At 59.7% G+C, this 25,130-nt stretch carries 30 protein-coding genes and 1 tRNA gene; 23 read left to right on the top strand and 8 right to left on the bottom strand.

Annotated features, from left to right (window positions below):
- Positions 1–581, top strand: a 581-nt coding sequence (locus AC1D35_RS29545) for a ThuA domain-containing protein (RefSeq protein ID WP_477941455.1), incomplete at its 5' end; no start/stop codon positions are given.
- A gap of 180 nt (positions 582–761) precedes the next feature.
- Here the strand turns inward: AC1D35_RS29545 and AC1D35_RS29540 are convergent.
- Positions 762–1,031: a DUF2934 domain-containing protein gene (locus AC1D35_RS29540; RefSeq protein WP_113311983.1), complete on the bottom strand. Its 270-nt coding sequence runs from the start codon at positions 1,029–1,031 to the stop codon at positions 762–764.
- Positions 1,032–1,207: 176 nt separating this feature from the next.
- Positions 1,208–2,737, bottom strand: a complete 1,530-nt coding sequence (locus AC1D35_RS29535) for an MFS transporter (protein ID WP_113311982.1) — start codon at positions 2,735–2,737, stop codon at positions 1,208–1,210.
- A gap of 170 nt (positions 2,738–2,907) precedes the next feature.
- On the opposite strand from AC1D35_RS29535, the gene AC1D35_RS29530 reads away from it, so the two are divergent.
- From AC1D35_RS29530 to AC1D35_RS29510, 5 genes are all read left to right on the top strand, one after another.
- Positions 2,908–3,831, top strand: a complete 924-nt coding sequence (locus AC1D35_RS29530) for a LysR family transcriptional regulator (RefSeq protein ID WP_113300892.1) — start codon at positions 2,908–2,910, stop codon at positions 3,829–3,831.
- Between the two features lie 294 nt (positions 3,832–4,125).
- Positions 4,126–4,254 carry a hypothetical protein gene (locus AC1D35_RS29525; protein ID WP_477835805.1) on the top strand — a complete coding sequence of 43 codons (129 nt, stop codon included), beginning with the start codon at positions 4,126–4,128 and terminating at the stop codon, positions 4,252–4,254.
- A gap of 23 nt (positions 4,255–4,277) precedes the next feature.
- Positions 4,278–4,487 carry a cold-shock protein gene (locus AC1D35_RS29520; protein ID WP_113300893.1) on the top strand — a complete coding sequence of 70 codons (210 nt, stop codon included), beginning with the start codon at positions 4,278–4,280 and terminating at the stop codon, positions 4,485–4,487.
- Between the two features lie 345 nt (positions 4,488–4,832).
- Positions 4,833–5,120 carry a hypothetical protein gene (locus AC1D35_RS29515; protein ID WP_113300894.1) on the top strand — a complete coding sequence of 96 codons (288 nt, stop codon included), beginning with the start codon at positions 4,833–4,835 and terminating at the stop codon, positions 5,118–5,120.
- A 183-nt stretch (positions 5,121–5,303) separates the two neighbouring features.
- The gene (locus AC1D35_RS29510; RefSeq protein WP_162748646.1) at positions 5,304–5,537 is read left to right on the top strand and encodes a hypothetical protein; all 234 of its coding nucleotides are present in this window, start codon (positions 5,304–5,306) and stop codon (positions 5,535–5,537) included.
- 400 nt (positions 5,538–5,937) lie between these two features.
- Here AC1D35_RS29510 and AC1D35_RS29505 read toward each other — a convergent pair.
- A tRNA-Ser gene (locus AC1D35_RS29505) sits at positions 5,938–6,027 on the bottom strand.
- Between the two features lie 302 nt (positions 6,028–6,329).
- Between AC1D35_RS29505 and rplU the strand changes: the two genes are divergently transcribed.
- The 4 genes from rplU (at position 6,330) to AC1D35_RS29485 (ending at position 8,317) form a co-directional block, all read left to right on the top strand.
- Entirely contained in the window at positions 6,330–6,647 is a 318-nt protein-coding gene (rplU, locus tag AC1D35_RS29500) for a 50S ribosomal protein L21 (RefSeq protein ID WP_037102071.1), read from the top strand.
- Between the two features lie 34 nt (positions 6,648–6,681).
- Complete coding sequence (gene rpmA, locus AC1D35_RS29495; RefSeq protein WP_007824841.1) at positions 6,682–6,951, top strand: 50S ribosomal protein L27; 270 nt, start codon at positions 6,682–6,684, stop codon at positions 6,949–6,951.
- Between the two features lie 125 nt (positions 6,952–7,076).
- On the top strand, positions 7,077–7,733 hold the full coding sequence (locus AC1D35_RS29490; protein ID WP_113204273.1) for a GNAT family N-acetyltransferase: 657 nt from the start codon (positions 7,077–7,079) through the stop codon (positions 7,731–7,733).
- Positions 7,730–8,317, top strand: a complete 588-nt coding sequence (locus AC1D35_RS29485) for a GNAT family N-acetyltransferase (protein WP_113310207.1) — start codon at positions 7,730–7,732, stop codon at positions 8,315–8,317. The genes AC1D35_RS29490 and AC1D35_RS29485 overlap by 4 nt, the downstream gene beginning before the upstream one ends.
- A 38-nt stretch (positions 8,318–8,355) precedes the next feature.
- On the opposite strand, the gene AC1D35_RS29480 is transcribed toward AC1D35_RS29485, so the two are convergent.
- Positions 8,356–9,222, bottom strand: coding sequence for an endonuclease/exonuclease/phosphatase family protein (locus AC1D35_RS29480; protein WP_113310208.1), 867 nt, complete (start codon positions 9,220–9,222; stop codon positions 8,356–8,358).
- Between the two features lie 83 nt (positions 9,223–9,305).
- On the opposite strand from AC1D35_RS29480, the gene obgE reads away from it, so the two are divergent.
- The 7 genes from obgE (at position 9,306) to modC (ending at position 16,582) form a co-directional block, all read left to right on the top strand.
- Complete coding sequence (obgE, locus tag AC1D35_RS29475) at positions 9,306–10,376, top strand: GTPase ObgE (RefSeq protein WP_113300781.1); 1,071 nt, start codon at positions 9,306–9,308, stop codon at positions 10,374–10,376.
- Positions 10,369–11,538, top strand: a complete 1,170-nt coding sequence (gene proB, locus AC1D35_RS29470; RefSeq protein WP_113310209.1) for a glutamate 5-kinase — start codon at positions 10,369–10,371, stop codon at positions 11,536–11,538. Before obgE ends, proB begins: the two co-directional genes overlap by 8 nt.
- Positions 11,531–12,814 carry a glutamate-5-semialdehyde dehydrogenase gene (locus AC1D35_RS29465; protein ID WP_113310210.1) on the top strand — a complete coding sequence of 428 codons (1,284 nt, stop codon included), beginning with the start codon at positions 11,531–11,533 and terminating at the stop codon, positions 12,812–12,814. Before proB ends, AC1D35_RS29465 begins: the two co-directional genes overlap by 8 nt.
- 37 nt (positions 12,815–12,851) lie before the next feature.
- Positions 12,852–13,451, top strand: a complete 600-nt coding sequence (locus tag AC1D35_RS29460) for a nicotinate-nucleotide adenylyltransferase (RefSeq protein ID WP_477835800.1) — start codon at positions 12,852–12,854, stop codon at positions 13,449–13,451.
- A gap of 494 nt (positions 13,452–13,945) precedes the next feature.
- Positions 13,946–14,737 (top strand): molybdate ABC transporter substrate-binding protein, encoded by a 792-nt coding sequence (modA, locus tag AC1D35_RS29455; RefSeq protein WP_113310213.1) that lies wholly within the window; start codon positions 13,946–13,948, stop codon positions 14,735–14,737.
- A gap of 76 nt (positions 14,738–14,813) precedes the next feature.
- Complete coding sequence (modB, locus tag AC1D35_RS29450) at positions 14,814–15,515, top strand: molybdate ABC transporter permease subunit (RefSeq protein ID WP_113300787.1); 702 nt, start codon at positions 14,814–14,816, stop codon at positions 15,513–15,515.
- Positions 15,512–16,582 (top strand): molybdenum ABC transporter ATP-binding protein, encoded by a 1,071-nt coding sequence (gene modC / locus AC1D35_RS29445; RefSeq protein ID WP_113310214.1) that lies wholly within the window; start codon positions 15,512–15,514, stop codon positions 16,580–16,582. The genes modB and modC overlap by 4 nt, the downstream gene beginning before the upstream one ends.
- Here modC and AC1D35_RS29440 read toward each other — a convergent pair whose 3' ends face one another.
- Entirely contained in the window at positions 16,583–16,960 is a 378-nt protein-coding gene (locus AC1D35_RS29440; RefSeq protein WP_113300789.1) for a winged helix-turn-helix domain-containing protein, read from the bottom strand.
- 209 nt (positions 16,961–17,169) lie between these two features.
- Here AC1D35_RS29440 and rsfS point away from each other — a divergent pair, with 209 nt between their 5' ends.
- The 6 genes from rsfS (at position 17,170) to AC1D35_RS29410 (ending at position 22,912) form a co-directional block, all read left to right on the top strand.
- The gene (gene rsfS / locus AC1D35_RS29435) at positions 17,170–17,613 is read left to right on the top strand and encodes a ribosome silencing factor (protein ID WP_113300790.1); all 444 of its coding nucleotides are present in this window, start codon (positions 17,170–17,172) and stop codon (positions 17,611–17,613) included.
- 118 nt (positions 17,614–17,731) lie between these two features.
- On the top strand, positions 17,732–18,214 hold the full coding sequence (gene rlmH / locus AC1D35_RS29430) for a 23S rRNA (pseudouridine(1915)-N(3))-methyltransferase RlmH (protein ID WP_113300791.1): 483 nt from the start codon (positions 17,732–17,734) through the stop codon (positions 18,212–18,214).
- 154 nt (positions 18,215–18,368) lie between these two features.
- A complete protein-coding gene (locus AC1D35_RS29425; RefSeq protein ID WP_113310250.1) occupies positions 18,369–19,778 on the top strand; it encodes a murein hydrolase activator EnvC family protein in 1,410 nt (469 codons plus the stop codon).
- On the top strand, positions 19,768–21,090 hold the full coding sequence (locus tag AC1D35_RS29420) for a S41 family peptidase (RefSeq protein ID WP_113300792.1): 1,323 nt from the start codon (positions 19,768–19,770) through the stop codon (positions 21,088–21,090). The genes AC1D35_RS29425 and AC1D35_RS29420 overlap by 11 nt, the downstream gene beginning before the upstream one ends.
- Positions 21,091–21,166: 76 nt before the next feature.
- A complete protein-coding gene (locus AC1D35_RS29415) occupies positions 21,167–22,366 on the top strand; it encodes a divergent polysaccharide deacetylase family protein (RefSeq protein ID WP_113310215.1) in 1,200 nt (399 codons plus the stop codon).
- A 12-nt stretch (positions 22,367–22,378) separates the two neighbouring features.
- Positions 22,379–22,912 carry an RNA pyrophosphohydrolase gene (locus tag AC1D35_RS29410; protein WP_113310216.1) on the top strand — a complete coding sequence of 178 codons (534 nt, stop codon included), beginning with the start codon at positions 22,379–22,381 and terminating at the stop codon, positions 22,910–22,912.
- A gap of 88 nt (positions 22,913–23,000) precedes the next feature.
- On the opposite strand, the gene bfr is transcribed toward AC1D35_RS29410, so the two are convergent.
- From bfr to AC1D35_RS29395, 3 genes are all read right to left on the bottom strand, one after another.
- Positions 23,001–23,486, bottom strand: a complete 486-nt coding sequence (gene bfr, locus AC1D35_RS29405) for a bacterioferritin (RefSeq protein ID WP_113300795.1) — start codon at positions 23,484–23,486, stop codon at positions 23,001–23,003.
- Positions 23,452–23,838, bottom strand: a complete 387-nt coding sequence (locus tag AC1D35_RS29400; protein WP_113310217.1) for a (2Fe-2S)-binding protein — start codon at positions 23,836–23,838, stop codon at positions 23,452–23,454. The genes bfr and AC1D35_RS29400 overlap by 35 nt, the downstream gene beginning before the upstream one ends.
- Before the next feature lie 96 nt (positions 23,839–23,934).
- A partial coding sequence (locus tag AC1D35_RS29395; RefSeq protein ID WP_477941444.1) for a helix-hairpin-helix domain-containing protein occupies positions 23,935–25,130 on the bottom strand: 1,196 nt, incomplete at its 5' end.

Below are 25,130 nucleotides of genomic sequence, written 5' to 3'. Positions count from 1 at the left end.
TCGTTGGCGAGTTGCTGCGCGAGGACGGCTTTGCAGTCGAAATCACCAATGATCTCGACATCTTCGGCTCACCGCAACTGACCGGGGCCGATCTTCTGGTGCCGGTCATTACCGGCGAGAAGCTGGAAAAGCCGCATGCGGATGCTCTGGTCAAAGCTGTCCGCGGGGGCCTCGGCCTCGGTGGACACCATGGCTGTCTTGCCACCTCCTTCAAGGAAAGCGCACCCTTCCGTTACGTCTCCGGCGTCACCTGGGTTGCCCATCCCGGCAATATCATCGACTTCCGGGTTGCTGTGACGCGGCAAGATGATCCGCTAATGGAAGGCATTCCGGATTTCGATTACCACTCGGAGCAGTATTATCTGCACTACGACCCCTCAGTCGAGATCCTAGCCGCCACGACCTTTACCGGCCAATACGATGCTGCCGCGCGCAATGTCGTGATGCCCGTCGTCTTCAAGCGGCATTTCGGCGAGGGACGCGTTTTCTATTCCGCACTTGGCCATGTCGCGGCCGAATTCAGCCATCCCTACATGCCCCTCATTCTCCGGCGCGGCCTCAGCTGGGCCGCTCGACAGTAATCGGAGTAGGATTGGAATGAGCTGCGATGCGCGGCCAGCGTGGCCTCAACGAATAGTCGGAGCTGAAGAACGCCCGCATAAATTTTCGGACAGGCAGGCCTGATAAAAGCGTAAGCCGCCGACTCGATGAGCGGCGGCCCATAGCATTGAACACACAAAAGTGCCTCGGCGGCGTCGGCTTCAGCCTAGGCGGCGGCTGGCTGCCTTGCGCCGGCCACTCTGATTTTCCTGCTCGCTGGACGCCTCGTCATAGGTCCGCAAAATCCGTCCGGCAGCCTTGAGCCTCTCGATGAGATCGCTTCCATCGACGGATGCCTTGGTGGCTTCAAGCTGCTCGAATTCCCGGAGCGCCTGTGCCCAGTGGCTTTCGCCCCGGTCATGCGGCCGGCCTTCTTCTTCCCAGATGGAGTATGCCCGCTGGCTGACCCAATCATCCCGATTACGACTCATTAGAAAACCCCAGCGAGTAAATAGGCGAACGCAATATTGATGGGAATAAAGTGGCAAAGGGGACTTTAGGAGTCGTTACTGCGGTATGTAATTTTGCAGGATAAATTGCATCAGGAAGAGTAGTTTTTCGGTAGCTATAGTTAAAAGGGTGGAAACGTTCCTCCACCCTCATATCATCAGGCAGCGATGGTTTCTTCAGCCACTTCGTCGGCCTCGCCGGTACCGCGACCCATGAAGGTGAAAATAACGATCGCCGTCAGGATCGTAATACCGGTCAGAAGCCACAAAAGCAGGCTGAATGCATTGTTATAGGCATGGATGAGCTCCAGTTCGCCCATGCCGGAGAGAGCCTGGCCCGCACCGTTGATATCCCCCGTCACCAATCGCTGTGCCGCAATTGTCGCCTCATGGCTTGATCCAAGATAGGATTGTGTCAGTCCGGACAGGAGCGCACTGACGATGGCGAGCGCCACGCCTTCACCGGCGACGCGCGTCGTGCTGAATATCCCGGTTGCCATCCCAGCGCGTTCCTTGGGCACGACGCTGACCGCGAGCCCATCCATGAGGCCCCAGGGCAGGCTGATACCGATACCGATCGTCAGCAGCGGTGCAATGAGCGCCGCATGATCCGAACCAACGGGAATATGCGCGAGCCAGAAGAGACCGGCCGCGGAAATGAAAAGACCGACACTGCAGATCGTCGCTACCGGCAACCACCGGGTCAGCAATCCGGCCGCAATGGGCAGGATGAGCAAGGGGCCGGAAAGCGCGATCATCATCTGTCCGGCAGCAACCGCGCTCAGGCGCTCGACACCGACAAAACGCACCGGCAACAGGATGAGCAACACAACGAAAGCATAGGCGGGAGCGGCTGCCAGCAACTGCACACCGACAAATCGGGGGTACCGGAAAAGCGTCAGATCAAGCATCGGTCGCTTCACAAGGCGTTCGATGAAACAGAAGAGGGCCATAAGGAGCATTGAACCCAGAACGAGTCCAAGTGTCAGCGCATCGCTCCATCCGCTTTCAGGCGCTCGCAACACACCGTAAGTGAAAAGCGACAAGGCTAGCGTGAAGCTGATCGCGCCCGGCCAGTCGAGCCCGCTGGCCTCGGGATCTCGGGTTTCCGTCAGGAATATCGCCCCGAGAATGAAGGCAATGATACTGAGGCCGAGCACAAGAGCGAAGATCGCCCGCCAGCCGAAAGCCTCGATCATCATACCTGATGCCATCGGCCCGAACGCCAGGCCGACGCCGAAGCTCGCCCCGACAAGGCTGAAAGCGCGCATCCGCTCCTTCCCGTCGAATTCCTGCGCCAGCGACGCCATTCCGCCGGAAAAGGCCGCAGCCGAGCCGAAGCCCTGGAGCGCGCGAAGGCTGTCGAACCAGACAATATCAGGCGAAAAGGCCAGCCCGCCGGAAAACAGGATGAATGCCGCAAGACCACACAGGAAGACGCGTTTGCGGCCGTAGCTGTCCGCCAGCGCGCCGGCAGCCATCAATGTGCTGCCGAAGGTCAGCATGAAGGCATTGGTGACCCAGTTATGGGCGATCGGGCTGCCGCCGAGCTCAGCACTGATCGCCGGCAGGGCCACGGCGGGACCGGTAAAGGTGAGAGGCATGGCCGCAGCCGCGGAGCAGACGGCAATCAAAACGAAGATTTTTTCCGCAATGCCGGTTGGTTTGGGCTTGTAGGGAACGGTCATAAGACTTCCGCTGGTTCGAGGGTGGGACGCGCTTGGGAGGCTCGCGTGTGAGAAGGCGTTCAGACGCCTGGACTTCGAATGCGGAAAGCAGCATAAATTACAGACAATCCATCAATAACCTACGGTTTGTTCCGCATATAACGGAAGAAATCGCTCGAATGGATCTCTACATGGACCAACCCTTTGGTAGCCTCACGGCCTTTGTCAGGACTGCCGATCTTGGAAGTTTCGTCGCCGCCGGCCGCGCTCTCGGCCTATCGGCCTCCGCTGTCGGCAAGGCCGTTACGGCGCTTGAACAACAGCTCGGTGTTCGTCTGTTCCAACGCTCGACGCGGAGCTTGCGGCTGACGGAGGAAGGCCGGCTGTTTCACGAGCGCTGCCGGCGCATACTCGACGACCTGGAAGATGCCCAGGCCTCACTGGCACAGGCTGTTGCGGCTCCTCGGGGACGATTGCGCGTCAGCGTACCCCTCGTCAGCTACCATCTGATCCTGCCGATCCTGCCGGAATTCGTTGGGCTCTATCCGGAGATCGAACTGGATCTCGACTTCAACGACCGGATCGTCGATCTGATCGAAGAAGGCGTCGATGTCGCGATCCGCAGCGGGACCTTGCCGGATTCGAGACTGATGTCGCGCGCACTTCGCCCGTTTCAGCTCCTGCTGTGCGCCGCGCCGGCCTATCTGGATAAACACGGAACCCCGGATTGCCTCCGCGACCTCGAGGGTCATCTCAGCGTCCGGTTCAGATTTCCCAACTCCGGAAAACTGCAGCCCTGGCCGCTCAGCCTCTCGCCCGACCATCCGGAAATCAGAACCCGAACCGTGCTGACCTGCAACAACATGGAAGCGCTGCGCGGTGCCACCATCAGCGGAATGGGCATCGGCTGCATGCCGGATTTCCTCGCCCGCGATCCATTGGCCGATGGCAGGCTGCGCACTGTGCTTGATACCCATATAGACGGCCCCGCCCAGTTCCACCTGCTCTGGCCCTCTAACCGTCATCTCTCGCCCAAGGTCCGCGTCCTCGTCGATTTTCTGAGTGAAAAGCTTTTTTCGAATCGTTGCGAAATTTGCACGGAAGAAGAGCGATGATCACAGCCCTTGAAGCCTTGAAGCCCTGAACAGCTGCACCACCGCAGATGATTGCATAGTTTCTCAAGAGAAACCGGGGAGGGGTAAATCCGTTACGGGTACGCTGGATGAAATGTCAGGATGCTTGCCGTCTCGAAGAGAAAGCTGATCTTGTCGGTCGCACACACAACCCAACCCGCGAACGCAATATCGATCTCCGGAGCCGACTAGAGGAGATCCAGATCAACGGCGCTGAAACACACCCCTTAGTAGCAAATCCAAAACTTTGAGGAACAAAGGTTGACGAGATAACCCATGATGGATATAGAGCGCCATCGATACTTTGTTTGCCGTTATTTGTTTTTGCTGCGCTTTGCGCTTCTTGATCAACTTTCCCTCTCAAAAGTCGAAACAACCGCCGTGCGTCGCCCGGCGGCAGATTAGTCGTTGCTATGAAAGGGTTTGTTATGGCCACCGGCACAGTTAAATGGTTTAACGCCACCAAGGGCTTCGGCTTCATTCAGCCTGACGACGGCAGTGCGGACGTCTTCGTTCACATCTCCGCAGTCGAGCGCGCCGGCATGGGCTCAATCGTTGAAGGTCAGAAGCTTGGCTATCAACTTGAGCAGGACCAAAGGTCGGGCAAAATGTCCGCAGGCCAGCTTCAGGCCGCTTAAGGCTTAACTCCCCATGACCACGGATGTACTGGCATGGGTGATGAAGGCATGGAAGGCCAGGCGGATGTCTGGCCTTTTTCGTTGGTATTGAACTGCCGCCGATCCGCAATCTGCCCATGCCGAAGAGCTGCCTACACCGCCGGCTTCCAACGCCCCGTGCTGGGTCGAAATCGAAGATGCCGGTCGCAAACCCGCTGTCAGGCCTGCCATATCCATGATGCGGCGCAACGATAAGCGGCGACTGCAGAGAATGCCACAGACCCGCATTTCAAAACGATTACACCATTCAAGGACCGAACTTTGACTACGACCGAAAAAAACAGCACAGGCACCGTGGTGGCGACGATTGTTTCGCTGACACCGACCCAGATCAGGGGGTTGAAGCTCGCCAAGGACGGTGACCTGTTCGCCCAGGACGCCAACAAGTGGACCCATCTGAACGCGACCGTCACCTATGCCAGGACCGACCGTTTCAAGGAGCGGCCGATCAAGGTGAAATTCCTGACAACGGCCACGTTGAACGAATTGCGAGACTACGGCTTTCTGCAAAGCCTAGACGCAGATGCGGCCCCGGAGACCTCCGCGCAGGGCATTACCATGGCAGGCAAGATGTGGCTCTTGAAGAATAAATGATCGCTAGGCAGAACGGATGTTGTGAGCACCGCAGGTTTGATCTGTGACATCGGTATGCCCACGGCGCCGTGTTCGAGCGCTTCCTGGGCAATCTGACAGTCGGCTTCTCGCTTATGACCCGCCTGCTGCACTGGGATGATTTTCAAAAAAACGCTTGCCTCGCGAATGATCCGGAACCGCATTTTGGCGAATGCCGAGATGGCGGCGCAAAGCGGCTTTGCTTCCCTCCCGGCGAAGGAACGTGCCTATATGGGCTCTCTCGGCATCGGCAAGCAGCGCGCCGAAGACCTGGGCCGGTTCTTCGCCCGCCAAGGCGAAACGCTCAATGGCATGAAGGTTGCCAGTATTGAAGCCGGAGGCGACGATACGCCGGCTGACGCCGTTTGCGAGCTTGCTTTAATGGCGGTGGTTGGTTGACGGGGTGTTGGTGCCAGAAGCGAAGGAGGCGGTTCGCCGCTGATCGACGTTACCGGGCCTCGTCGCTGACAGGCGCCGAAGGTTGCCCTCGCCAGCCCTGAAAGCGGCCATGTCGGCTTCGTACTTGCGCTCTTGACGCTGCTTGCGCCAGTAAGCCCAGATCTCCACTACAATAAAGCGAAGCGTTTCCCGCCCCATAGCTGCCAATAGAGTTCCCAAGACATACCCCAGTTCGCTCGGGACATTACGTCCCTGACAAATATCTAGGATATGTTGTGAATCAGCACGAGACCCCAGCGAAAAAAAGCTGGACGCAATAGCCTGCTAGGATCGCTTCTAGGATCAGGGTTTGGGCTATGTTCAAAAAAACTTACATTACAAGGGTTTAGGCGATATAAAATGGCGGAGAGGGTGGGATTTGAACCCACGATGCCCTTGCAGGCATGCCGCATTTCGAGTGCGGTGCATTCGACCACTCTGCCACCTCTCCGCGGTCTGGTCGGCGCTTGTTCGGCGCGGGCGTTCTCATAACGAGCAAATGACAGGCTGGCAAGCCGAAATCTCAAGCTTTTCCATCCTTTTGCCTTGACACCTTTTTGTCACTCGCGTATCCCGCTTTCGCAATAGGGGCGGAGTATTCCGCGCCTTGCCCGCCTCGCGCTCGCGCAGGGTTCACCGGCAGACAAGAGTTCCGGGTCAGTTCCCTGAAATCTCTGCTTAACTTCGACTGATAAGAAGACAGCCACCTGCGTATTGCGGGGAGAGCTGGATCGAACATGAAAGGATAAAATAATGTTCGCAGTCATCAAGACCGGCGGTAAGCAGTACCGTGTGGCAGCCAACGACGTGCTGACCATCGAGAAGCTTGAAGCCACCGCTGGCGACTCCATTGAATTCACCGAAGTCCTCGTGATCGGCGAAGGTGCCGACGCAGCGATCGGTGCGCCCTTCGTAACCGGCGCCTCCGTCAAGGCGGAAGTCGTCGACCAGACCCGCGGCAAGAAGGTCATCGCCTTCAAGAAGCGTCGTCGTCAGAATTCGAAGCGTTCGCGCGGCCATCGCCAGCATCACACGGTTGTCCGTATCACGGACATCGTGGCCGCCAAGTAAGATCAACGGGTTTCAGGTTTAAAGGAGAACTCCAATGGCACATAAAAAAGCTGGCGGTTCCTCGCGCAACGGTCGCGATTCCGATTCCAAGCGCCTCGGCGTGAAGAAGTTTGGCGGCGAGAACGTCGTAGCTGGCAACATCATCGTTCGCCAGCGCGGTACGCAGTGGCACCCGGGCGCCAATGTCGGCCTCGGCAAGGATCATACTATTTTTGCGCTTACGGCAGGCAATGTGGACTACCGAACGAAGGCCAATGGTCGCGTGTACGTGTCTGTAATGCCGAAAGCGGAAGCAGCGGAATAAGCCGGTAGCGCTCTAAAACAGCCGGCGTCTCATCGACCCGGCTGGCCATACCAGGTTCAGTCCAGAAAACAGGGGAGATGGGGCGCCATCTCCCCTTTTTCTTTGTCCAAACAGGAGGACTGAACATGCAAGGCGAAATGATAAGGGTCGACCAATCACGGTCGACCAGGGAGGACCAAAAGTCTCCCATGGAACGGCTGAGGCCGGAGCGGTTAAGGACCGATTGCCCTGTCTTGTTATCGGAAAGGCTCGTCATGCGCGCGCCCCACGAAGAAGACATTGACGCCCTTGCCCATCTCGCCAACAACGCCAAAGTCGCCACCATGGTATCGCGTATGCCGCACCCATATACCGCCAATGATGCCGCCGACTTTGTTTGGCGTACGCGAAATGGCGAGATTGGCAAGTGCGTCTATGCCATCACCAAGGCCGAAAACGGTGCCTTTATGGGCTGCTGCGGCGTGGAACCGCATACCGACGAGAAGACCGTCGAGATCGGTTACTGGCTGGGCGAGCCCTATTGGAACCAGGGCTATATGACCGAAGCCTGCCACGCCCTCGTCGACATGGTATTCAGGACGCGGCAGCAGGTCGAGCAAATCGACGCGCGCTGCCGGGTCATGAACGTTGCTTCGCGTCGCGTCATCCAGAAGTGCGGCTTCCAGTTCCAGGGATCCGGCCTTGCCGCTTCGCTGGCGCTCGGCAGCAACGTGCCAGTCGAATGGTACCGGCTCGACCGCAAGACCTGGATGTCGCTGAGAAGCTGGGGGGCAATCTCATGAGTGCTGCACCCCTGCAGAGGCCGAGGATCAATCCCATGGTGCCCGGCCCCGTGCCGGTCATATCAACGGCAAGGCTGACGCTTCGCCCGCATAGGCTGAGCGACGCTCCTGCGATCGCGGAATCGCTTTCCGATTTCGCGGTCACCCGCATGCTGGCCCGCGTTCCTGCCCCTTTTGATCGGCAGGACGCGCTGGACTGGCTGGTTCCGGTCACGTCGGGCGTCCTGCCGGACTGGACTTTGGCGATAACAGGTAGTGACGACGTTCATATCGGCAATGTGTCGATCGAACTTCGTCACGGTCGCTGGCACCTCGGCTACTGGCTGAACCGCTACTACTGGCGGCGCGGCTATATGGGCGAGGCGGCGGAAGCCGTGCTGGAGCGTTTCTCGCGGCGCATGCCCGACGTCCCGGTTCATTCGGGTGTCTTTGCCGACAATCCTGCCTCGCTCCGGCTGCAGGAAAAGCTCGGGTTCCGGATGACCGGTTGCAGCGAAATCTACTCTTTCGCCCGCAACACCATGGTCGCCCATATCGAGACCCTACTGCAGCCGGGCGCGCTGCAGCAGAAAAAAGTCGCCTGACATAAGAATAAGGACGCCGCGCCAAAGGCGGCGTCCTTTCAATCGCGGATCTCGACCCGCAGGGGAAAATGATCGGAACCCAGGGAATTCGTATCGATGACAGCGGATTTCAACCGGTCCCTGAGGCCGCAGCTGACGAAACAGTAATCGATATGCATGCGCTTGCCGTGATCTTCCGGATCCATCCAGCTATAGCTTCCGGGCGTATAGGCCCCGAGCGCCGCAAGGGCATCGATCGGCGTGCCGATCCGCGCCGTGCGGCCGTAAAAGCCGTCGAAAGCGCCGGCAAAAATACAGTATTCCGGCGATTCCGGCTCCATGTTGAAATCGCCCATGATGACGTAATCCTCCGGCAGTGGCGGCTCGGGAAGCCCGAATTCGTAGGCTCCGGTCAGCGATGCGCCTTCCTGAATGAACGCATTGATGCGGTCGCCGAGATGGTGGAGCTGCGCAATGCGCTCGTCGATGGAAACATGGTCGAGATGGACGGAATAGAAGCGGACAGCACCATCGGGCATTGCAATAACGGCTTCCGTCGCGCCGCGCTGCAGATTGATCTTGTCGACGGTGCGGCTGCGCGGCAGAAGCAGCGTCCGCGTCGACAGGATAGGCCAGCGCGACAGCACCATGTTGCCGAACTGGAAACGGGTGCCGCGCGGCGGGGAAACCTGGCCTTCCGGCGCCACAGCATGAATGTCGCAGGCCGCTCCATAGACCCAGAAATAGTCGGGAAACAGGGCCGCGATAGTAGCCGGCATATCGGCATAATCGTTCCGGACGAAGCCTCTCGTCACCTCCTGCAGGGCTATGACGTCGGCGCTTTCGAGACTCTTGGCGATGCGTTCCAGATCGTATCTACCATCGAGACCGAAGCCGTACTGTATGTTATAGCTCGCAAAAATCACGATATTCTTTGACCTCCGCTTGAACCGCCTATATCGAGTGGCCCAAGAGGGGTCGCCCAAACGCACTGAGTACTGGAAGTAAAATGAAATTTCTCGATGAAGCAAAGGTCTATATCCGGTCGGGTGATGGTGGCGCTGGCAGCGTTTCCTTCCGCCGTGAGAAATTCATCGAGTTCGGCGGGCCTGACGGCGGCGACGGCGGACGCGGCGGCGACGTCTGGGTGGAGGCCGTCAACGGCCTCAACACGCTGATCGATTTCCGCTTCCAGCAGCACTTCAAGGCCAAGGTCGGCATGCACGGCATGGGCAAGAACCGCACCGGCGCCAATGGCGACGACGTGACGCTCAAGGTTCCCGTCGGCACGCAGATCCTCGAAGAGGATCAAGAAACCCTGATCTGCGACCTCACCGAAGAGGGCCAGCGCTTCTGTCTCGCCAAGGGTGGCAATGGCGGCTTCGGCAACTCCCACTTCAAGTCTTCGGTCAACCAGGCGCCGGACTGGGCCAATCCCGGCCTCGCCGGCGAGGAAAAGACCCTCTGGCTGCATCTGAAGCTGATTGCCGATGCCGGCCTCGTCGGGCTGCCGAATGCCGGCAAGTCCACCTTCCTTGCTTCGGTAACGCGCGCCCGTCCGAAGATCGCGAATTACCCCTTCACGACGCTGCATCCGAACCTCGGTGTCGCGACCATCGACGAGCGGGAATTCATCCTTGCCGATATTCCCGGTCTCATCGAAGGCGCGCATGAAGGTGTGGGTATCGGCGACCGCTTCCTCGGCCATGTCGAGCGCACCCGCGTGCTGCTGCATCTCGTCTCCGCCCAGGAAGAAAAGGTCGGCAAAGCCTATAAGACGGTGAAGCATGAGCTCGAAGCCTATGGCAACGAGCTGGCCGACAAGCCGGAGATCGTCGCACTGTCGCAGATCGATGTGCTTGATGATGCGACACTGAAGAAGAAGGCCAAGGAACTCGCCAAGGCCTGCGGCAAGACGCCTTTCCAGATTTCTGCCGTCACCGGCAAGGGAATGACGGAAGTGTTGCGCGCGCTGCGCGACATCATCGTCGAAGCCAATACCGAGGAAAAGCCTGCCAAGACGCCGAAGCTGCGCCATCGCGACATGATCGCGAGCGACGAGGACGAGGTGGATGAGTAACCGCAAGCCTCTGGACCGCTATCGCCGCGTCGTCATCAAGATCGGTTCCGCCCTGCTGGTGGACCGCAAGACCGGCCTGCGGAAAGACTGGCTTGATGCCATGTGCGCAGACATCGCCGCGCTGAAGTCCAAAGGCGCCGATATCCTCGTCGTCTCCTCCGGCGCTATCGCACTTGGCCGCTCGGTACTCGACCTTCCCTCCGGCGCCCTGAAGCTCGAGGAGAGCCAGGCGGCAGCGGCCGTCGGCCAGATCGCGCTGGCGAGAGCCTGGTCGGAAAGCCTTTCGCGTGATGCGATCATCGCCGGCCAGATCCTGCTGACCTTGGGTGATACCGAAGAGCGGCGCCGTTACCTCAATGCCCGCGCCACCATCAACCAGCTTCTGAAGATCAGCGCCGTGCCGATCATCAACGAGAATGACACGGTCGCGACCAGCGAGATCCGCTACGGCGATAACGACCGCCTCGCCGCCCGCGTCGCCACCATGACTGGCGCCGACCTGCTGATCCTTCTCTCCGATATCGACGGTCTCTATACCGCTCCGCCGCATCTCGATCCGAATGCGCAATTCCTGGAAACCATTGCGGAAATTACCCCCGAGATCGAGGCCATGGCTGGCGGCGCAGCCTCCGAACTCTCCCGTGGCGGCATGCGCACCAAGATCGATGCCGGCAAGATCGCCACGACTTCAGGCTGCGCCATGATCATCGCGTCAGGCAAGACGGAAAGCCCGCTTTCGGCCATTGAAAATGGTGCGCGCTCTTCCTGGTTTGCACCGTCTGGTACGCCCGTGACTGCTCGCAAAACCTGGATTGCAGGACAGCTTCAGCCCGCCGGAACGCTCCATCTCGATGAAGGTGCCGTCACGGCTCTCGGCGCAGGCAAGAGCCTGCTGCCGGCAGGCGTGCGCAGCATCTCCGGCAATTTTTCCCGCGGCGATACTGTTGCAATCATCGCCCCCTCCGGCCGCGAGATCGCCCGTGGGCTCGTCAGTTACGACGCAGAGGAAGCCCGCCAGATCGCCGGCCGCAAATCGGCGGAGATCGAGGCCATCCTCGGTTATCCCGGCCGCGCCGCCATGGTCCATCGCGACGATATGGTCATGACGGCGCAGATCGGCTCCAAATCTGAAAGGCAGAAGAAGGACGCAAGTTATGCTTGATACAGTTGCGCAGAGCCCTGACATTGACGTGCTGATGAACGACATCGGCCGCAAGGCCAAGGCCGCCGCGCGACCATTGGGCTTTGCTTCCACCGATGCCAAGAACAAGGCTCTGGACGCCATGGCCGACGCCATCCTGGCGAACAAGGCTCATATACTCTCGGAAAACACCAAGGACTTGAAGGATGTGGCGGGCACCGACATGCTCGCCTCCTTCATTGATCGCCTGACGCTGAACGACAAGCGCGTCACGGAAATGGCCGAAGGCATCCGCGCCATCGCCGCCCTTCCCGATCCTGTTGGCGAAGTGATTACCGCCTGGGATCGGCCGAACGGCCTGAAGATCGAGCGCGTCCGCACCCCGCTCGGCGTCATCGGCGTGATCTTCGAAAGCCGGCCGAACGTGACGGCGGATGCCGGCGCGCTGTGCCTGAAGGCCGGCAATGCCGTGATCCTGCGCTGCGGTTCGGATTCGCGCCGTTCCTCAGCCGCCATCCATGCCTGCATGGTCGAGGGCCTGAAAGCCGTAGGCCTGCCGGAACATGCGATCCAGCTCGTGCCCGTGACCGACCGTGCCGCTGTCGGCGCCATGCTGCGCGGGCTTGATGGTGCAATCGACGTCATCGTGCCGCGCGGCGGCAAGAGCCTCGTTGCTCGCGTTCAGAGCGAGGCACGCGTACCGGTTTTCGCCCATCTCGAAGGCCTCTGCCATATCTATGTCGATGCATCAGCCGATATCGATATGGCGAAGAAGATCGTCGTCAATGCCAAGATGCGCCGCACCGGCGTCTGCGGCGCAGCCGAGACCCTGCTGGTCGACGGCGCCGCCATCGGAACGCACCTGACGCCGCTGATCGAGGCTCTCATTGAAGCCGGCTGCGAGGTTCGCGGCTCGGCCACGGTTCTCAAGGTCGTGCCGGGCCTGAAGCCTGCCACCGACGAAGACTGGTCGACCGAATATCTGGATGCCATCATTTCCGTTGCCGTCGTTGACGGCATTTCCGGTGCGATCGACCATATCCAGAAATATTCGTCGAACCATACCGAAGCCGTGCTTGCCGAAGACCCTGAGGTAGTCGAACGCTTCTTCACGGAGATCGACTCGGCCATCCTGCTGCACAACGCCTCCACCCAGTTTGCCGATGGCGGCGAATTCGGCATGGGTGCGGAGATCGGTATCGCCACCGGCAAGATGCATGCGCGTGGCCCTGTTGGCGTCGAGCAACTCACCTCCTTCAAATACCGCGTTCGCGGTCACGGACAGACGCGGCCCTGACGTGACCACGGAGCATATAGACCGGCGTTATCTCCGCATGCCGCATAGCGAACGCGGCATGATCGTCGGTCTATTCGGCGGCTCGTTCAATCCGCCACATGAAGGCCACGGCCTAGTCGCCGAAATCGCCATCCGCCGCCTGGGCCTGGATCAGCTCTGGTGGATGGTGACTCCCGGCAATCCGCTGAAAAGCCGCAATCATCTGGCACCACTTTCGGAGCGTTTGGCGCGCAGCGAAAGCATCGCCACCGACCCGCATATCAAGGTCACCGCCTTCGAACAGGCATTTGGTGTAAGCTACACGGCCAATACGCTTGCCCGCGTGAAGGCGCGCAATCCGCATGTGCATTTCATCTGGATCATGGGCGCCGACAGCCTGGAAAATTTCCATCGCTGGCAGAAATGGCAGAATATCGCGCGAACCTTCCCGATCGCTGTCATCGACCGGCCAGGCTCGACGCTTTCTTACCTTTCCTCGAAAATGGCCAAGACCTTTGCCTTTGCCCGAATCGACGAAGATGATGCCCGTGTTCTCTGGAAGAAGCGGGCGCCCGCCTGGACCTTCATTCACGGTCCTCGCTCGACTTTGAGCTCGACGGCCATCCGCAACGGCGATCAGCACAAGGCCGCAGAATAAATCGGTTTGTTTGAAAGTTCCCAGAAATGAAAAGCCCGACGCGGGAGGAGGTGCGTCGGGCTTAAAACTTGATCGACAACTGGGAGGAGGAGTGTTGTCGATCCTATCGGACGGCTATGGGAGGAGGAGAAGCCGTCGGATGATTGTCATTTAGCACATTTGTTCAGAAGGTGAATATATACCGGTGCATTGCAGCAATGCAAAAAATGCAAACCTCCGCGGAACAGATCGAATTCGCTGCCGGTTTAATCAGCAAAAGCAGATTGATCCAAACTGATCGGCCAGATCTCTTGCTGTTTGCCAAGCAGAAGCGCCACATTTTTGCCTCACGAGCTCTCGCTTTGGCGGGAGCCATGCACCTCACGAATGCGTGAAGAGGCGACCCCGGGAAATTGCGGCTCCGCTATCGTTATGTTTTATGAAATACAACTCTAGCCAAAGCTCACACGCCGTTATATTCGTCTAAATATTTCGAACTTCGGAGTGAAGAAATCATGCAGAGCCGCCGCCACTGGATGAAACTGGCAACTGTCGCGATCTCGGCCATCTGGCTTGGCGCAGCAGCGCTTTCGACGTCTGCCGCAGCCGCGGAAAAGGTAACTGTCTTTGCCGCGGCAAGCCTGAAGGATGCGCTTGATGCCGCCAACGCGGCCTGGGCCAAGGAAAGCGGCAAGGAAGCCGTTGCCTCCTATGCAGCAAGCGGTGCGCTGGCCAAGCAGATCGAAAATGCCGCCCCCGCTGACGTTTTCATTTCTGCCGACCTGAACTGGATGGATTACGTCGCCGATAAAAAACTGATCAAGCCGGACACACGCTCCAACCTGCTCGGCAACCGCCTCGTCCTGGTTGCGGAAAACGGCAAGCAGAAGCCTGTCGAAATAAAGTCCGGCTTCGATCTCGCCGGCCTCATCGGCGACGGTAAACTCGCCATGGGTGAGCCGAAGTCGGTTCCGGCCGGCAAATACGGTCAAGCGGCGCTCGACAAGCTCGGCGTCTGGAAGTCTGTCGAAACCAAGGTTGCCTATTCGGAGAGCGTGCGCGCCGCCCTCGCCTTCGTTTCCCGCGGTGAAGCACCTTTCGGTATCGTTTACCAGACGGATGCCGCTGCCGATAAGGGCGTTGCGATCGTCGGCACCTTCCCGGCCGAGTCCCACCCGCCGATTATCTATCCGATCGCTCTCCTCGCCGAGAGCAAGAATCCGGACGCCGTTGCCTATCTCGACTTCCTTAAGTCGGACAAGGCAGCCTCCTTCTTCACTGCACAGGGCTTCACCATCCTGAAATAATCCCGCAATCTGCGGTGAGAGCTTAGCGTGAAGGCTCGCTTCGGCGGGCCTTCGATGTTTCGGGAGAAGACAACGTTTGAATATGTTCGGCTTGAGCGATGAGGAGTGGACGGCAATCCTGCTCAGCCTGCGCATTTCCTTCGTCGCCACGGTGGCGGGCCTGCCACTCGGCATCCTCATCGCCCTGCTGCTCGCCCGCGGCCGCTTCTGGGGCAAGTCCATAGTGAACGGCATCGTTCACCTGCCGCTGATCCTGCCACCCGTCGTCACCGGCTTCATCCTCCTCATCCTTTTCGGCCGGCGTGGCCCGATCGGCAGCCTGCTGGATCAATATCTGGGTATCGTGCTCTCCTTCCGCTGGACGGGTGCGGCGCTCGCCTGCGGCGTTATGGGCTTTCCGTTGATGGTGCGCAGCATCCGCCTGTCCCTCGAGGCCGTCGACCGCAAGCTCGAGGAGGCGGCCGGTACACTCGGCGCGAGCCCGACATGGGTTTTCCTGACCATCACGCTGCCCCTGATCATTCCCGGCATCATTGCCGGCATGATCCTCTGCTTTGCCAAGGCGATGGGCGAGTTCGGCGCCACCATCACCTTCGTCTCCAATATCCCGGGCGAAACGCAGACACTGTCTGCGGCCATCTATACCTTTACACAGGTGCCGGGCGGCGATGCGAATGCCATGCGGCTCACCCTCGTTTCCATCGTCATTTCCATGCTCGCGCTCCTCGCTTCGGAATTTCTTGCCCATCTCGCCGGCCGGAGGATCGATCCGGAATGACGCTCATCGTCGAAGCAAGACATCGTCTCGGCGCCTTCGCACTCGACGCCGCCTTCACCTCCGAGCGCGGCGTGACGGCGCTGTTCGGGCGATCCGGCTCCGGCAAGACCTCCATGATCCGCATCATCGCCGGCCTCACCCGACCGGCAGAAGGTCGTGTCCTGCTTGGTGGCGAGGTGCTGATGGATACGGCAAAGGGTACCTTTATTCCCCGTCACCGGCGCCGTTTCGGCTATGTCTTCCAGGAAGCGCGGCTCTTTCCGCACCTGAGCGTCCGGGCGAACCTCTCGTACGGCCGCTGGTTCGCGCCGAAATCCACACGCGCCGAAAATTTCGATCGCGTCGTCGACCTGCTCGGCCTCGGTCAATTGCTCGCCCGCAGCCCTTCAAAGCTGTCGGGAGGCGAGAAGCAACGTGTGGCGATTGGCCGTGCACTTCTTTCCTCACCCCGTCTGCTCCTGATGGACGAGCCGCTGGCAGCACTGGACGAAGCCCGCAAGGCCGAAATTCTGCCCTATCTCGAGCGCCTGCGCGACGAGATGGATATTCCGATCGTCTATGTCAGCCACTCGATTGCCGAAGTAACCCGCCTGGCCAACAAGGTCGTCGTCATGCGCGACGGCAAGGTCGAAGCGGCCGGCCCCGCTGTGGATGTCCTCAGCCGTTCGTCACTTCTTCCGGAGGACCGAAAGGAAGCCGGTGCCGTGCTGGAGGGCACGGTCGAGAGCGTCGATCCGGCCAACCGAATCGCAACGGTGTTGCTGAAGGCGGGCAGACTCTATGTTCCAGGTGTCGCGCCTGCTGCTGGAAAGCCTGTGCGCATCCGCATCCCCGCGCGCGACGTGATGCTGGCAACACAGAAGCCGGAAGGATTGAGCGCTCTCAACATTTTGGCAGGAACCATCACGCAGGTGTCGCCGGTGGAGGAGGGTACTGTCGAGATCCGCCTCGATTGCACAGGCGACGCCATACTTTCGCGCATTACCGCGTTGTCCTGCGAGCGCCTGGGCCTGCATCCTGGCATGGCGGCCTTCGCGGTCATCAAGACGGTTGCGCTGGAAGGCTGATCAGCTTTGGCCTTCGTGCTGCAGATTGCGGTTGTTCTGCAGCCAGACGAGATCGTCGGCAAGGCTGGCGCGCACCGTCTCTTCCATTTCGCGAAAGCGCGCCAGCAGTTCCTCCCCGAATGGCGTCAGCGCCGCTCCCCCACCCTTCTGGCCGCCGCGCTGCGACTCCACCACCGGGGCCTTGAACATGCGGTTCATCTCGGCAACCAGCATCCATGCGCGGCGATAGGACATGTCCATTGCCCGACCGGCCGCCGAGATCGAACCTGTCTCGCGGATATGCTCGAGCAGTTCCATCTTGCCGTGGCCGAGGCGATCGTCGTCGGGGAAGGTGATTCGCAGGACGGGTGTGAGCGGATTTTTGGTGGTTTCGGTCATATCGATCGGGATTTGCAGAAGTCAGCGACACTTTACGCCCGACCGCTGACGCTGTACACAGCCCCTCCATCTCGACCGAGGGTCGAAATCTCGATTTCGTGACGCCAAATACGGCTTTCGGCCGTTCGCGCGCTGCGCCGCGTCTTGAAACATTAATAGTTTGATGCCTATCTTAACCATGATCCGGTTCTATCGGATCTGTGTTGTGCATGGTTTGTCATTCCAGGAAAGGGAAAGCACTGACAACAGTACACGCCAAGGGAAAAACGCTGGCCGTTATCCCGAAGAGTGCAGAACGTGGCGCCGATGCCGCTGCCCGTGCTCTGGACGCCGTCCTCGTGAGCCTCGAGGATTCCAAAGCTGAAGATATCGTCACCATAAACATTGCCGGAAAATCGGCGCTGGGAGACTACATGGTTGTCGTCTCCGGCCGCTCGAACAGGCATGTCATGGCGATCGCCGATCATCTTCTGACTGATCTCAAGGACGAGGGCTTCGGTACTGCCCGCGTCGAAGGTCAGGAAGGTGGTGACTGGATCCTGATCGACACCGGTGACATCATCGTGCATGTGTTCCGTCCCGAAATCCGCGAGTTCTATAACATCGAAAAGATGTGGGCGGCTCCGGATATGGACGAAGAAACCCGGCACTGACAGGCAGCCAGGCATTCGTCCGGCGCCTGAAACGTGGTAACTGACCGGGCCGGCTTTCGATAGCCGGCCGGAAAGTCCACGCTGCGCTTCTAAAGCGCGGCATAGCAGGAGCGGAGGAATGCGGATTGGTCTTTTTGCGGTGGGACGGCTGAAGTCCGGCCCCGAAAAGGATCTTGCGGCCCGTTATTTCGACCGTTTTGCGAAGGCCGGTCCCGCCGTCGGCCTCGAATTTTCTCGTATCGCCGAAGTGGCCGAAAGCCGCGCTTCAAATGCGGAGACCCGCAAGCGTGAGGAAGCGGCAATATTGCTGAAATCGCTTGCCGAAGGCAGTATCCTCGTTCTCCTCGACGAACGCGGCAAGGCGCTGGACAGCGAAGCCTTCGCCAATCTTCTGGGTGGCTATCGCGATCAGGGCAAGCGCGACCTGACGATCGCGATCGGCGGCGCCGACGGCCTTGATCCTTCCCTCTACGACCGGGCCAACATGACGATCTGCCTTGGCAAGATGACATGGCCGCACCAGATTGTTCGCACGCTGATTGCCGAACAGCTCTACCGCGCTGTCACCATCCTGTCCGGCCACCCCTATCATCGCGTCTGATACAGCCGAAAATGGTCACGCAGCCGTGTTTTGCGTCCCGGCCCCTTCTCCTTCAAACTTTCTGGTCAACAGCCCCAAATCAGCTTAGGTTCCGGGCGATTTGAACGAGTAAACCCCGACACGCATGACGAGAGCTGCCCCCAAGCGATCCCGCCTGTTCCTGCCGGCCGTTGCCGCAGGGCTCGGCGCGGCCAGCATTGCCATTTCGGGAAACCCCTTTGCTGTAATGGCGCAGGATGCTCCGCCACCGCCTGCCGCTGCCGAAACAGCTGCTCCCGCAACACCCGCCGAACAGCAGCCGCCTGATCCTGCCGCTGAACTTGCGAAGAAGCGCGACGAGACGAGAACCCAGCTGGAAGCGCTGTCGAAGACGATCAGCCTTTCCTCCGACAAGGTGACCGAGCTTCAAAGCAGCATCGGCAATCTGGAAAAGAGCACCGCGAGCATCCGCCAGGCGCTGATCGAATCCGCTGCGCGGCGCAAATCCCTGGAAGGCAAGATCCTCGAAAGCGAAAAGAAGCTCGCTGAGCTCGGCGTCAAGGAAGACGGCATCCGCCGCTCGCTGCACGAACGTCGCGGCGTCCTTGCTGAGGTTCTCGCCGCTCTCCAGCGCATGGGCCGCAACCCGCCGCCCGCCCTTCTCGTCAGCCCCGACGATGCACTTGCCTCCGTTCGCAGCGCCATTCTGCTTGGCGCAGTAGTGCCGGGCATCCGCAACGAGACGGAAAAGCTGGCGGCTGATCTTGCCGGCCTTGCAGCACTGCAGACGGCAAGCGCCAAGGAGAAGGAAGGCCTGACCACCACCATGGCAAACAGCCTGGAGGAGGAACGGCGCATGGACCTGCTGCTTGCCGAAAACGACAAGCTGAGCCGCTCCAACGCAGCGGAGCTGGGAGCCGAAAAGCAGCGCTCAGAGGAGCTGGCGAGCAAAGCGACCACACTGGAAAGCCTCGTCGCCTCGATGGAGACGGAGATCGCGTCGGTGCGCGACGCCGCGGCCGCCGCCCGACAGGCGGAGGAGAACCGCAAGCTTCTGACGGACGAACAGCGCGCCCAGGCAAAGGCCCTTGCCGACAGCGGTGTGCCCGATAAAAACCGCATTGCGCCCGCATATCCCTTCGGAGAATTGAAGGCGAAACTGGAGCTGCCTGTGGCAGGCGATACTCTGCGTCAGTTCGGCGATGCCGACGGCACCGGACACGAGGCCATGGGAATGACGGTCGCGACCAACCCGGAAACGGTGGTGACGGCCCCTGCTGATGGGCTGGTGGTTTTTGCCGGTGCTTTCCGCAGCTATGGCCAGATGATCATCCTCGACGCTGGCAACGGATACCACCTGGTTCTTTCAGGCATGGATACGATCAACACCCGTCAGGGAAAATTTGTTTTCTCCGGCGAGCCCCTGGCCGTGATGGGTGCGAAAAGAGTGGCAAGCGCAACAGCATTGGCGCTGGAAACAGATCGGCCAACGCTTTACATTGAGTTTCGAAAGGACGGTAAACCGGTCGATTCCCGACCGTGGTGGACCGCCAAAGACACTGGAAAGGCACGCAATGATTCGTAGGGCTTCTCTTGTTCTGGTCGGCGCACTGATGGGCGCGACCGCCATGAGCGTCATTTACTCGGCAGGTGTGCCTGCAGAGGCGGCGGGAGCATCGACCTATAAGGAGCTTTCGGTATTCGGTGATGTCTTCGAACGCGTACGTGCGCAATATGTGACGCCGCCGGCCGAGGACAAGCTGATCGAAAGCGCCATCAATGGTATGCTTTCCTCGCTCGATCCGCATTCCAGCTACATGAATGCGAAGGACGCCGAAGACATGCGCACCCAGACCAAGGGTGAGTTCGGCGGCCTCGGTATCGAAGTCACCATGGAAGACGAGCTCGTCAAGGTCATCACCCCGATCGACGACACCCCGGCTGCCAAAGCCGGCGTTCTAGCCGGCGACTACATCTCGGAAATCGACGGCCAGTCCGTTCGCGGCCTGAAGCTCGAAGACGCCGTCGAGAAGATGCGCGGCGCCGTCAACACGCCGATCAAGCTGACGCTCATCCGCAAGGGCGCCGACAAGCCGATCGAACTGACGATCGTACGTGACGTCGTTGCCGTTCAGGCGGTCAAGTCGCGCGTTGAGGATGATGTCGGCTACCTGCGCGTCATCTCCTTCACCGAGAAGACCTATCCAGACCTCGAAAAGGCGATCCAGAAGATCAAAGCGACCGTTCCGGCCGACAAGCTCAAGGGCTTCGTCCTTGACCTGCGTCTCAACCCCGGCGGTCTGCTCGATCAGGCGATCAACGTTTCGGACGCCTTCCTGCAGCGCGGCGAAGTGGTGTCCACCCGTGGCCGCAATCCGGACGAAACCCGCCGCTTCAACGCTGGCCCGGGCGATCTGACGGATGGTAAGCCGCTGATCGTCCTCATCAACGGCGGCTCGGCTTCGGCATCGGAAATCGTCGCCGGCGCCCTGCAGGATCTGCGCCGTGGCACCGTTCTCGGCACGCGTTCATTCGGCAAGGGCTCGGTCCAGACGATCATTCCGCTTGGCGAAAACGGCGCGTTGCGCCTGACGACGGCGCTCTACTACACGCCGTCGGGCCGCTCGATCCAGGGCACCGGCATCACGCCTGACATCAAGGTCGAGGAGCCGCTGCCCCAGGAATTGCAGGGCAAGATGGTAACCGAAGGCGAATCCAGCCTGCGCGGTCACATCAAGGGCCAGAGCGAGACTGACGAAGGTTCGGGCTCGGTTGCCTACGTCCCGCCGGATCCGAAGGATGACGTACAGCTCAACTACGCGCTCGATCTGTTGCGCGGCAAGAAGACTGACCCGTCCTTCCCACCGGACCCGGAGAAGGCCGTCGTCGCCAAGTAATTCATCGTTCTCAAGGCCGGGCACCCGCCCGGCCTTGAGGCTTTCTGCTGTTTCCCGGTTTTGGAGTGGCAACGAATTGGGAACGGACCTGCATGCACCTCTAGGCCGCAACCGCAAGGCCACGCGAAAGCGCCCAGGCATATTGCGGATCGGACAGATTGCCGCGAGCGTCTGTCTTGTCGCGATTGGCGGCTTTTCCCTTTACACGGCATTTCGCAATGATGGCCTCGAACAGTCGAAGCCTCCGGCATCGCAGGACAGGTCTGCCGCGCCGCCGACCGATACGATCCAGGAGCCGCAGGCATCTGGCAATCAGGCTGCAAACGGCATACCGCGTTCCGAGCCGCAATCCGGCGCCAACGTAGAGCACATGGTGACCGGCGACGGTTCCGTCGTCACCAAATACAGCCCTCGTCCACGCGACGGCAGCGGCCCGGTTCTGGTCGATGCCACGCAGAGGGGACAGGATCCGCGTATGGCGGCCATCCCCAACGACAATCTCATTGAAGATACGCCCTTCGGCCGCCTACCGATCACAGGTCCTGATGGCCAGCGGGCGATGGATCAATATGCGCGGCCATGGTCCGGCACGCGCGGCACCCGCATAGCAATCGTCCTCAGCGGCCTCGGTCTCAGCCAGACTGGCACGCAGCGCGCCATAAAGCAATTGCCGGAAGAAATCACCTTTGCCTTTGCCGCCAGCGGCAACAGCCTGCAGCGCTGGATGCAGGATGCGCGGCGCGGCGGCCATGAAATATTGCTGCAGGTGCCGCTGGAGCCGTTCGATTATCCAGCTAACGATCCGGGACCGGATACGCTGCTGACGTCGAAGCCCGTGACGAGGAATATCGAAAGCCTGCACCGGGCGATGGGCGAGATCACCAACTATACCGGCATCATGAACTATCTGGGCGGACGTTTCCTCTCCGATCCCAAGGCCATGGAACCGGTCATGCGGGACATTGGTAAGCGCGGTCTCCTCTTTCTCGACGACGGCACTTCGGCGCAATCCAAGACCGCCGTGGTCGCCAAGGGCACGGAGCTTCCTTACGCCTTCGCCGATCTGCAATTGGACAGTCAGGTCGATGTGAACACCATCCTGCAGAAGCTCGATGAACTTGAGCGCATCGCCCGCCGTAATGGCCAGGCGATCGGCGTCGCCTCGGCTTTCGACGAGAGCATTGACGCGATCTCCAAATGGAGCGAGGAAGCGACCATGCGCGGCATCGAGATTGTCGGCATTGCAGCACTCGTCAATGACCCCAAGAATCCCTGAGCGGAGAAACCCATGAGCCAGGCGACCGTAAGAGCCGAGGATCTGCCCTATCGCCCCTGCGTCGGCGTGATGATCCTGAACCGTGAGGGCCTGGTCTGGGCTGGACGACGCATTCCCGACGGCAATTCCGAATATGACGGCTCTCCCCAACTCTGGCAGATGCCGCAGGGCGGCATCGACAAGGGCGAAGACCCGCTGGAGGCGGCCTATCGAGAGCTTTATGAAGAAACCGGCATCAAGACCGTGACCTTGCTCGCCGAGGCGAAGGACTGGATCAATTACGACCTGCCCCCGCAACTGATCGGTATCGGCCTGAGGGGCAAGTACCGCGGCCAGACGCAGCGCTGGTTCGCCTTCCGCTTCGAGGGCGACGAAAATGAGATCGCCATCAACCCGCCGCCCGGCGGCCATGAGCCGGAATTCGACGCCTGGGAATGGAAGCCGATGGAACACCTGCCCGGCCTGATCGTTCCCTTCAAGCGTGCCGTCTATGAGCGCGTGGTGTCGGAATTCAGGCACCTCCCCGGCCTGATCCCCGAGGATTGAGCGATCGGCCAAAGCGGCGGATCAAGTCTCCCAAATGAAACCGGCCGCCTTAAGGGCGGCCGGCTGAAATTCCATCGCCAATGGCAGGTTATTCGGCTTCGTTGGCCGAGTCCGCGTTGAGCTGACCGTACTTCCCTTCACCGATCTTTCCGAGCAGGTCGAGCTGCGTTTCGAGGAAGTCGATATGACCTTCCTCGTCTGCCAGCAGTTCTTCGAAAAGCTTCATGGAAACGTAGTCGCCGGCGTCATGACAGATGTCACGCGACTTCTTGTAAGCGGCGCGGGCGTCGTATTCGCCGGCAAGATCCGCCTCCAGAACTTCCTTGACGTTCTGACCGATGCGCAGCGGCGCGAGTGTCTGTAGATTGGGATGGCCTTCGAGGAAGATGATACGCGCGACCAGACGGTCAGCATGATGCATTTCTTCGATCGATTCGGCACGTTCCTTCTTGGCGAGCTTGGTGTAACCCCAGTCCTCGAGGAGACGATAGTGAACCCAATACTGGTTGACTGCGCCGAGTTCTAGAAAAAGGGCCTCGTTAAGCCGCTCGATGACTTTTTTGTCGCCTTTCAATGTCCGCTCTCCTGTTTTCCTCGTGGAATTGTTTCAAGCGAGACATGAAATCAAATATTTCGGTCTCCGTCGAGTGGCGACGGGCGTGATAATCTTCGGTTGTCTGGATGATGATATCGACAACATTGGGGAAGCAACCACAGCAACGGCCACGCTTGGCCATGGCGTGATAGACCTTCGCAGGCACGATAAGCTGCCAGCAATCCTCATCGAGAAGGTTGTTGATAACCTCCCGGATTTCCTTGTCGGTTATGTAGTTGCAACTGCAGACGAGCACGTCTTCATTCCAAACATGACACTTACTATCGTGTTTTCTGCAAAAGAAGATAGGAACTGTCAAGAAAATTCGCAATCGAAACCGTTCACTGTTCCGCAGTCAACGATCACACGCCGGTGAGCCTATGCCTAAGCTCTTGAGAAAGATGACGATCGGGGATTCAAGGGCGTGTCAGTGGAAATTGCGGCCACGCGGCATTACGCTTGCCGTCTCGGCGATATCGCCACCCCTACCCCTCTCCGACGAGCGCCCGTCTGCGATCTTTCTGACCAACCCCTCTCTTGCCAGTGCATCCACTTTTTTCTGTTGTCTATGATCCTGGGTTGGCCGCAAGACCTCATCCGAACGCTCGCTAACGCCGAAGCGTTTCGTCTCCCGCTGAAGGATGCCGAGCAGCGGTGTCATATCTTCGATATGTTCGACGACGGTATGGATGACACCACTATGGCTTTGCAGGCGGCCATAGATCTTCACCAGCCGCGCGCCCATGACGACCGAGCGATATTTGTCGAACATCTTTGACCACACAATCGCATTGGCAACACCGGTTTCGTCCTCCAGCGTCATGAAGATCACGCCATTGGCCGAGCCCGGCCGCTGGCGCACCAGCACCAGCCCTGCAATCGTGACTCTCCGTCCATTTGGGACTCGAAGCAGATCGACATTGCGCGTCACGCCTGCCTTGCGAAATTCCTCGCGCAGGAAGGAAACGGGATGCCCCTTCAAAGACAGCGACAGGTAGCGGTAATCCTCGATGACCTGCTCTCCCGGCAGCATGTCCGGCAACTTTGCAGCAGGCTCGGGCTGGAGGTCGATATGGCGAACCTGTTCGAAGAGCGGCAGTTCCTCGGTCGCGCTCTTCACATCCAGTGCCCGGACCGCCCAAAGCGCCTCACGTCGCGATAGCCCGATGGACCGGAAGGCATCCGCATCTGCCAGCCGCTCGATGGCGGACTTTTGCAAGCCGGAACGCAGCCAGAGGTCACGCACTGAGTGGTATTTGTCATCACGTTTTTTGACGAGCTGCTTCATATCATCAGAGGAAACGCCCTTGATTTGCCGAAGACCGAGCCGCACAGCATGACGGGTCTTGATGACACCTCGCATCTCGCCATGGCGGAAATCGACAGCCGACCGGTCGAAGGCCGCCGTTTCCAGTGTGCACTCCCAGTCCGAGTGATTGATGTCGACCGGTAGGATTTTCACACCATGCTCACGCGCATCCCGTACCAGCTGTGCCGGCGCATAAAACCCCATCGGCTGCGAATTCAGCATCGCCGCGCAGAAGACGTCGGGATAGTAGGCTTTCAGCCATGAGGAAGCGTAGACAAGCAGCGCGAAGGAAGCGGCATGGCTTTCTGGGAACC

It is taken from the genome of Rhizobium sp. P1_E6, assembly GCF_056405875.1.
Note: the sequence above shows the minus strand (reverse complement) of the source record. Positions and strands in the feature narration are given on the sequence as shown.

Excerpts from the sequence above, each read along its gene's own strand:
- AC1D35_RS29540 (WP_113311983.1), bottom strand. The coding sequence starts at position 1,031 with ATGAGTCGTAATCGGGATGATTGGGTCAGCCAGCGGGCATACTCCATC.
- modC (WP_113310214.1), top strand. The coding sequence starts at position 15,512 with ATGACGCTCATCGTCGAAGCAAGACATCGTCTCGGCGCCTTCGCACTC.
- AC1D35_RS29490 (WP_113204273.1), top strand. The coding sequence starts at position 7,077 with ATGCAAGGCGAAATGATAAGGGTCGACCAATCACGGTCGACCAGGGAG.
- AC1D35_RS29440 (WP_113300789.1), bottom strand. The coding sequence starts at position 16,960 with ATGACCGAAACCACCAAAAATCCGCTCACACCCGTCCTGCGAATCACC.
- AC1D35_RS29420 (WP_113300792.1), top strand. The coding sequence starts at position 19,768 with ATGATTCGTAGGGCTTCTCTTGTTCTGGTCGGCGCACTGATGGGCGCG.
- AC1D35_RS29460 (WP_477835800.1), top strand. The coding sequence starts at position 12,852 with ATGCCGCATAGCGAACGCGGCATGATCGTCGGTCTATTCGGCGGCTCG.
- AC1D35_RS29535 (WP_113311982.1), bottom strand. The coding sequence starts at position 2,737 with ATGACCGTTCCCTACAAGCCCAAACCAACCGGCATTGCGGAAAAAATC.
- rplU (WP_037102071.1), top strand. The coding sequence starts at position 6,330 with ATGTTCGCAGTCATCAAGACCGGCGGTAAGCAGTACCGTGTGGCAGCC.
- AC1D35_RS29465 (WP_113310210.1), top strand. The coding sequence starts at position 11,531 with ATGCTTGATACAGTTGCGCAGAGCCCTGACATTGACGTGCTGATGAAC.
- rpmA (WP_007824841.1), top strand. The coding sequence starts at position 6,682 with ATGGCACATAAAAAAGCTGGCGGTTCCTCGCGCAACGGTCGCGATTCC.
- modA (WP_113310213.1), top strand. The coding sequence starts at position 13,946 with ATGCAGAGCCGCCGCCACTGGATGAAACTGGCAACTGTCGCGATCTCG.
- AC1D35_RS29410 (WP_113310216.1), top strand. The coding sequence starts at position 22,379 with ATGAGCCAGGCGACCGTAAGAGCCGAGGATCTGCCCTATCGCCCCTGC.
- AC1D35_RS29485 (WP_113310207.1), top strand. The coding sequence starts at position 7,730 with ATGAGTGCTGCACCCCTGCAGAGGCCGAGGATCAATCCCATGGTGCCC.
- rsfS (WP_113300790.1), top strand. The coding sequence starts at position 17,170 with ATGGTTTGTCATTCCAGGAAAGGGAAAGCACTGACAACAGTACACGCC.
- rlmH (WP_113300791.1), top strand. The coding sequence starts at position 17,732 with ATGCGGATTGGTCTTTTTGCGGTGGGACGGCTGAAGTCCGGCCCCGAA.
- AC1D35_RS29525 (WP_477835805.1), top strand. The coding sequence starts at position 4,126 with ATGATGGATATAGAGCGCCATCGATACTTTGTTTGCCGTTATTTGTTT.
- AC1D35_RS29520 (WP_113300893.1), top strand. The coding sequence starts at position 4,278 with ATGGCCACCGGCACAGTTAAATGGTTTAACGCCACCAAGGGCTTCGGC.
- obgE (WP_113300781.1), top strand. The coding sequence starts at position 9,306 with ATGAAATTTCTCGATGAAGCAAAGGTCTATATCCGGTCGGGTGATGGT.
- proB (WP_113310209.1), top strand. The coding sequence starts at position 10,369 with ATGAGTAACCGCAAGCCTCTGGACCGCTATCGCCGCGTCGTCATCAAG.
- AC1D35_RS29530 (WP_113300892.1), top strand. The coding sequence starts at position 2,908 with ATGGACCAACCCTTTGGTAGCCTCACGGCCTTTGTCAGGACTGCCGAT.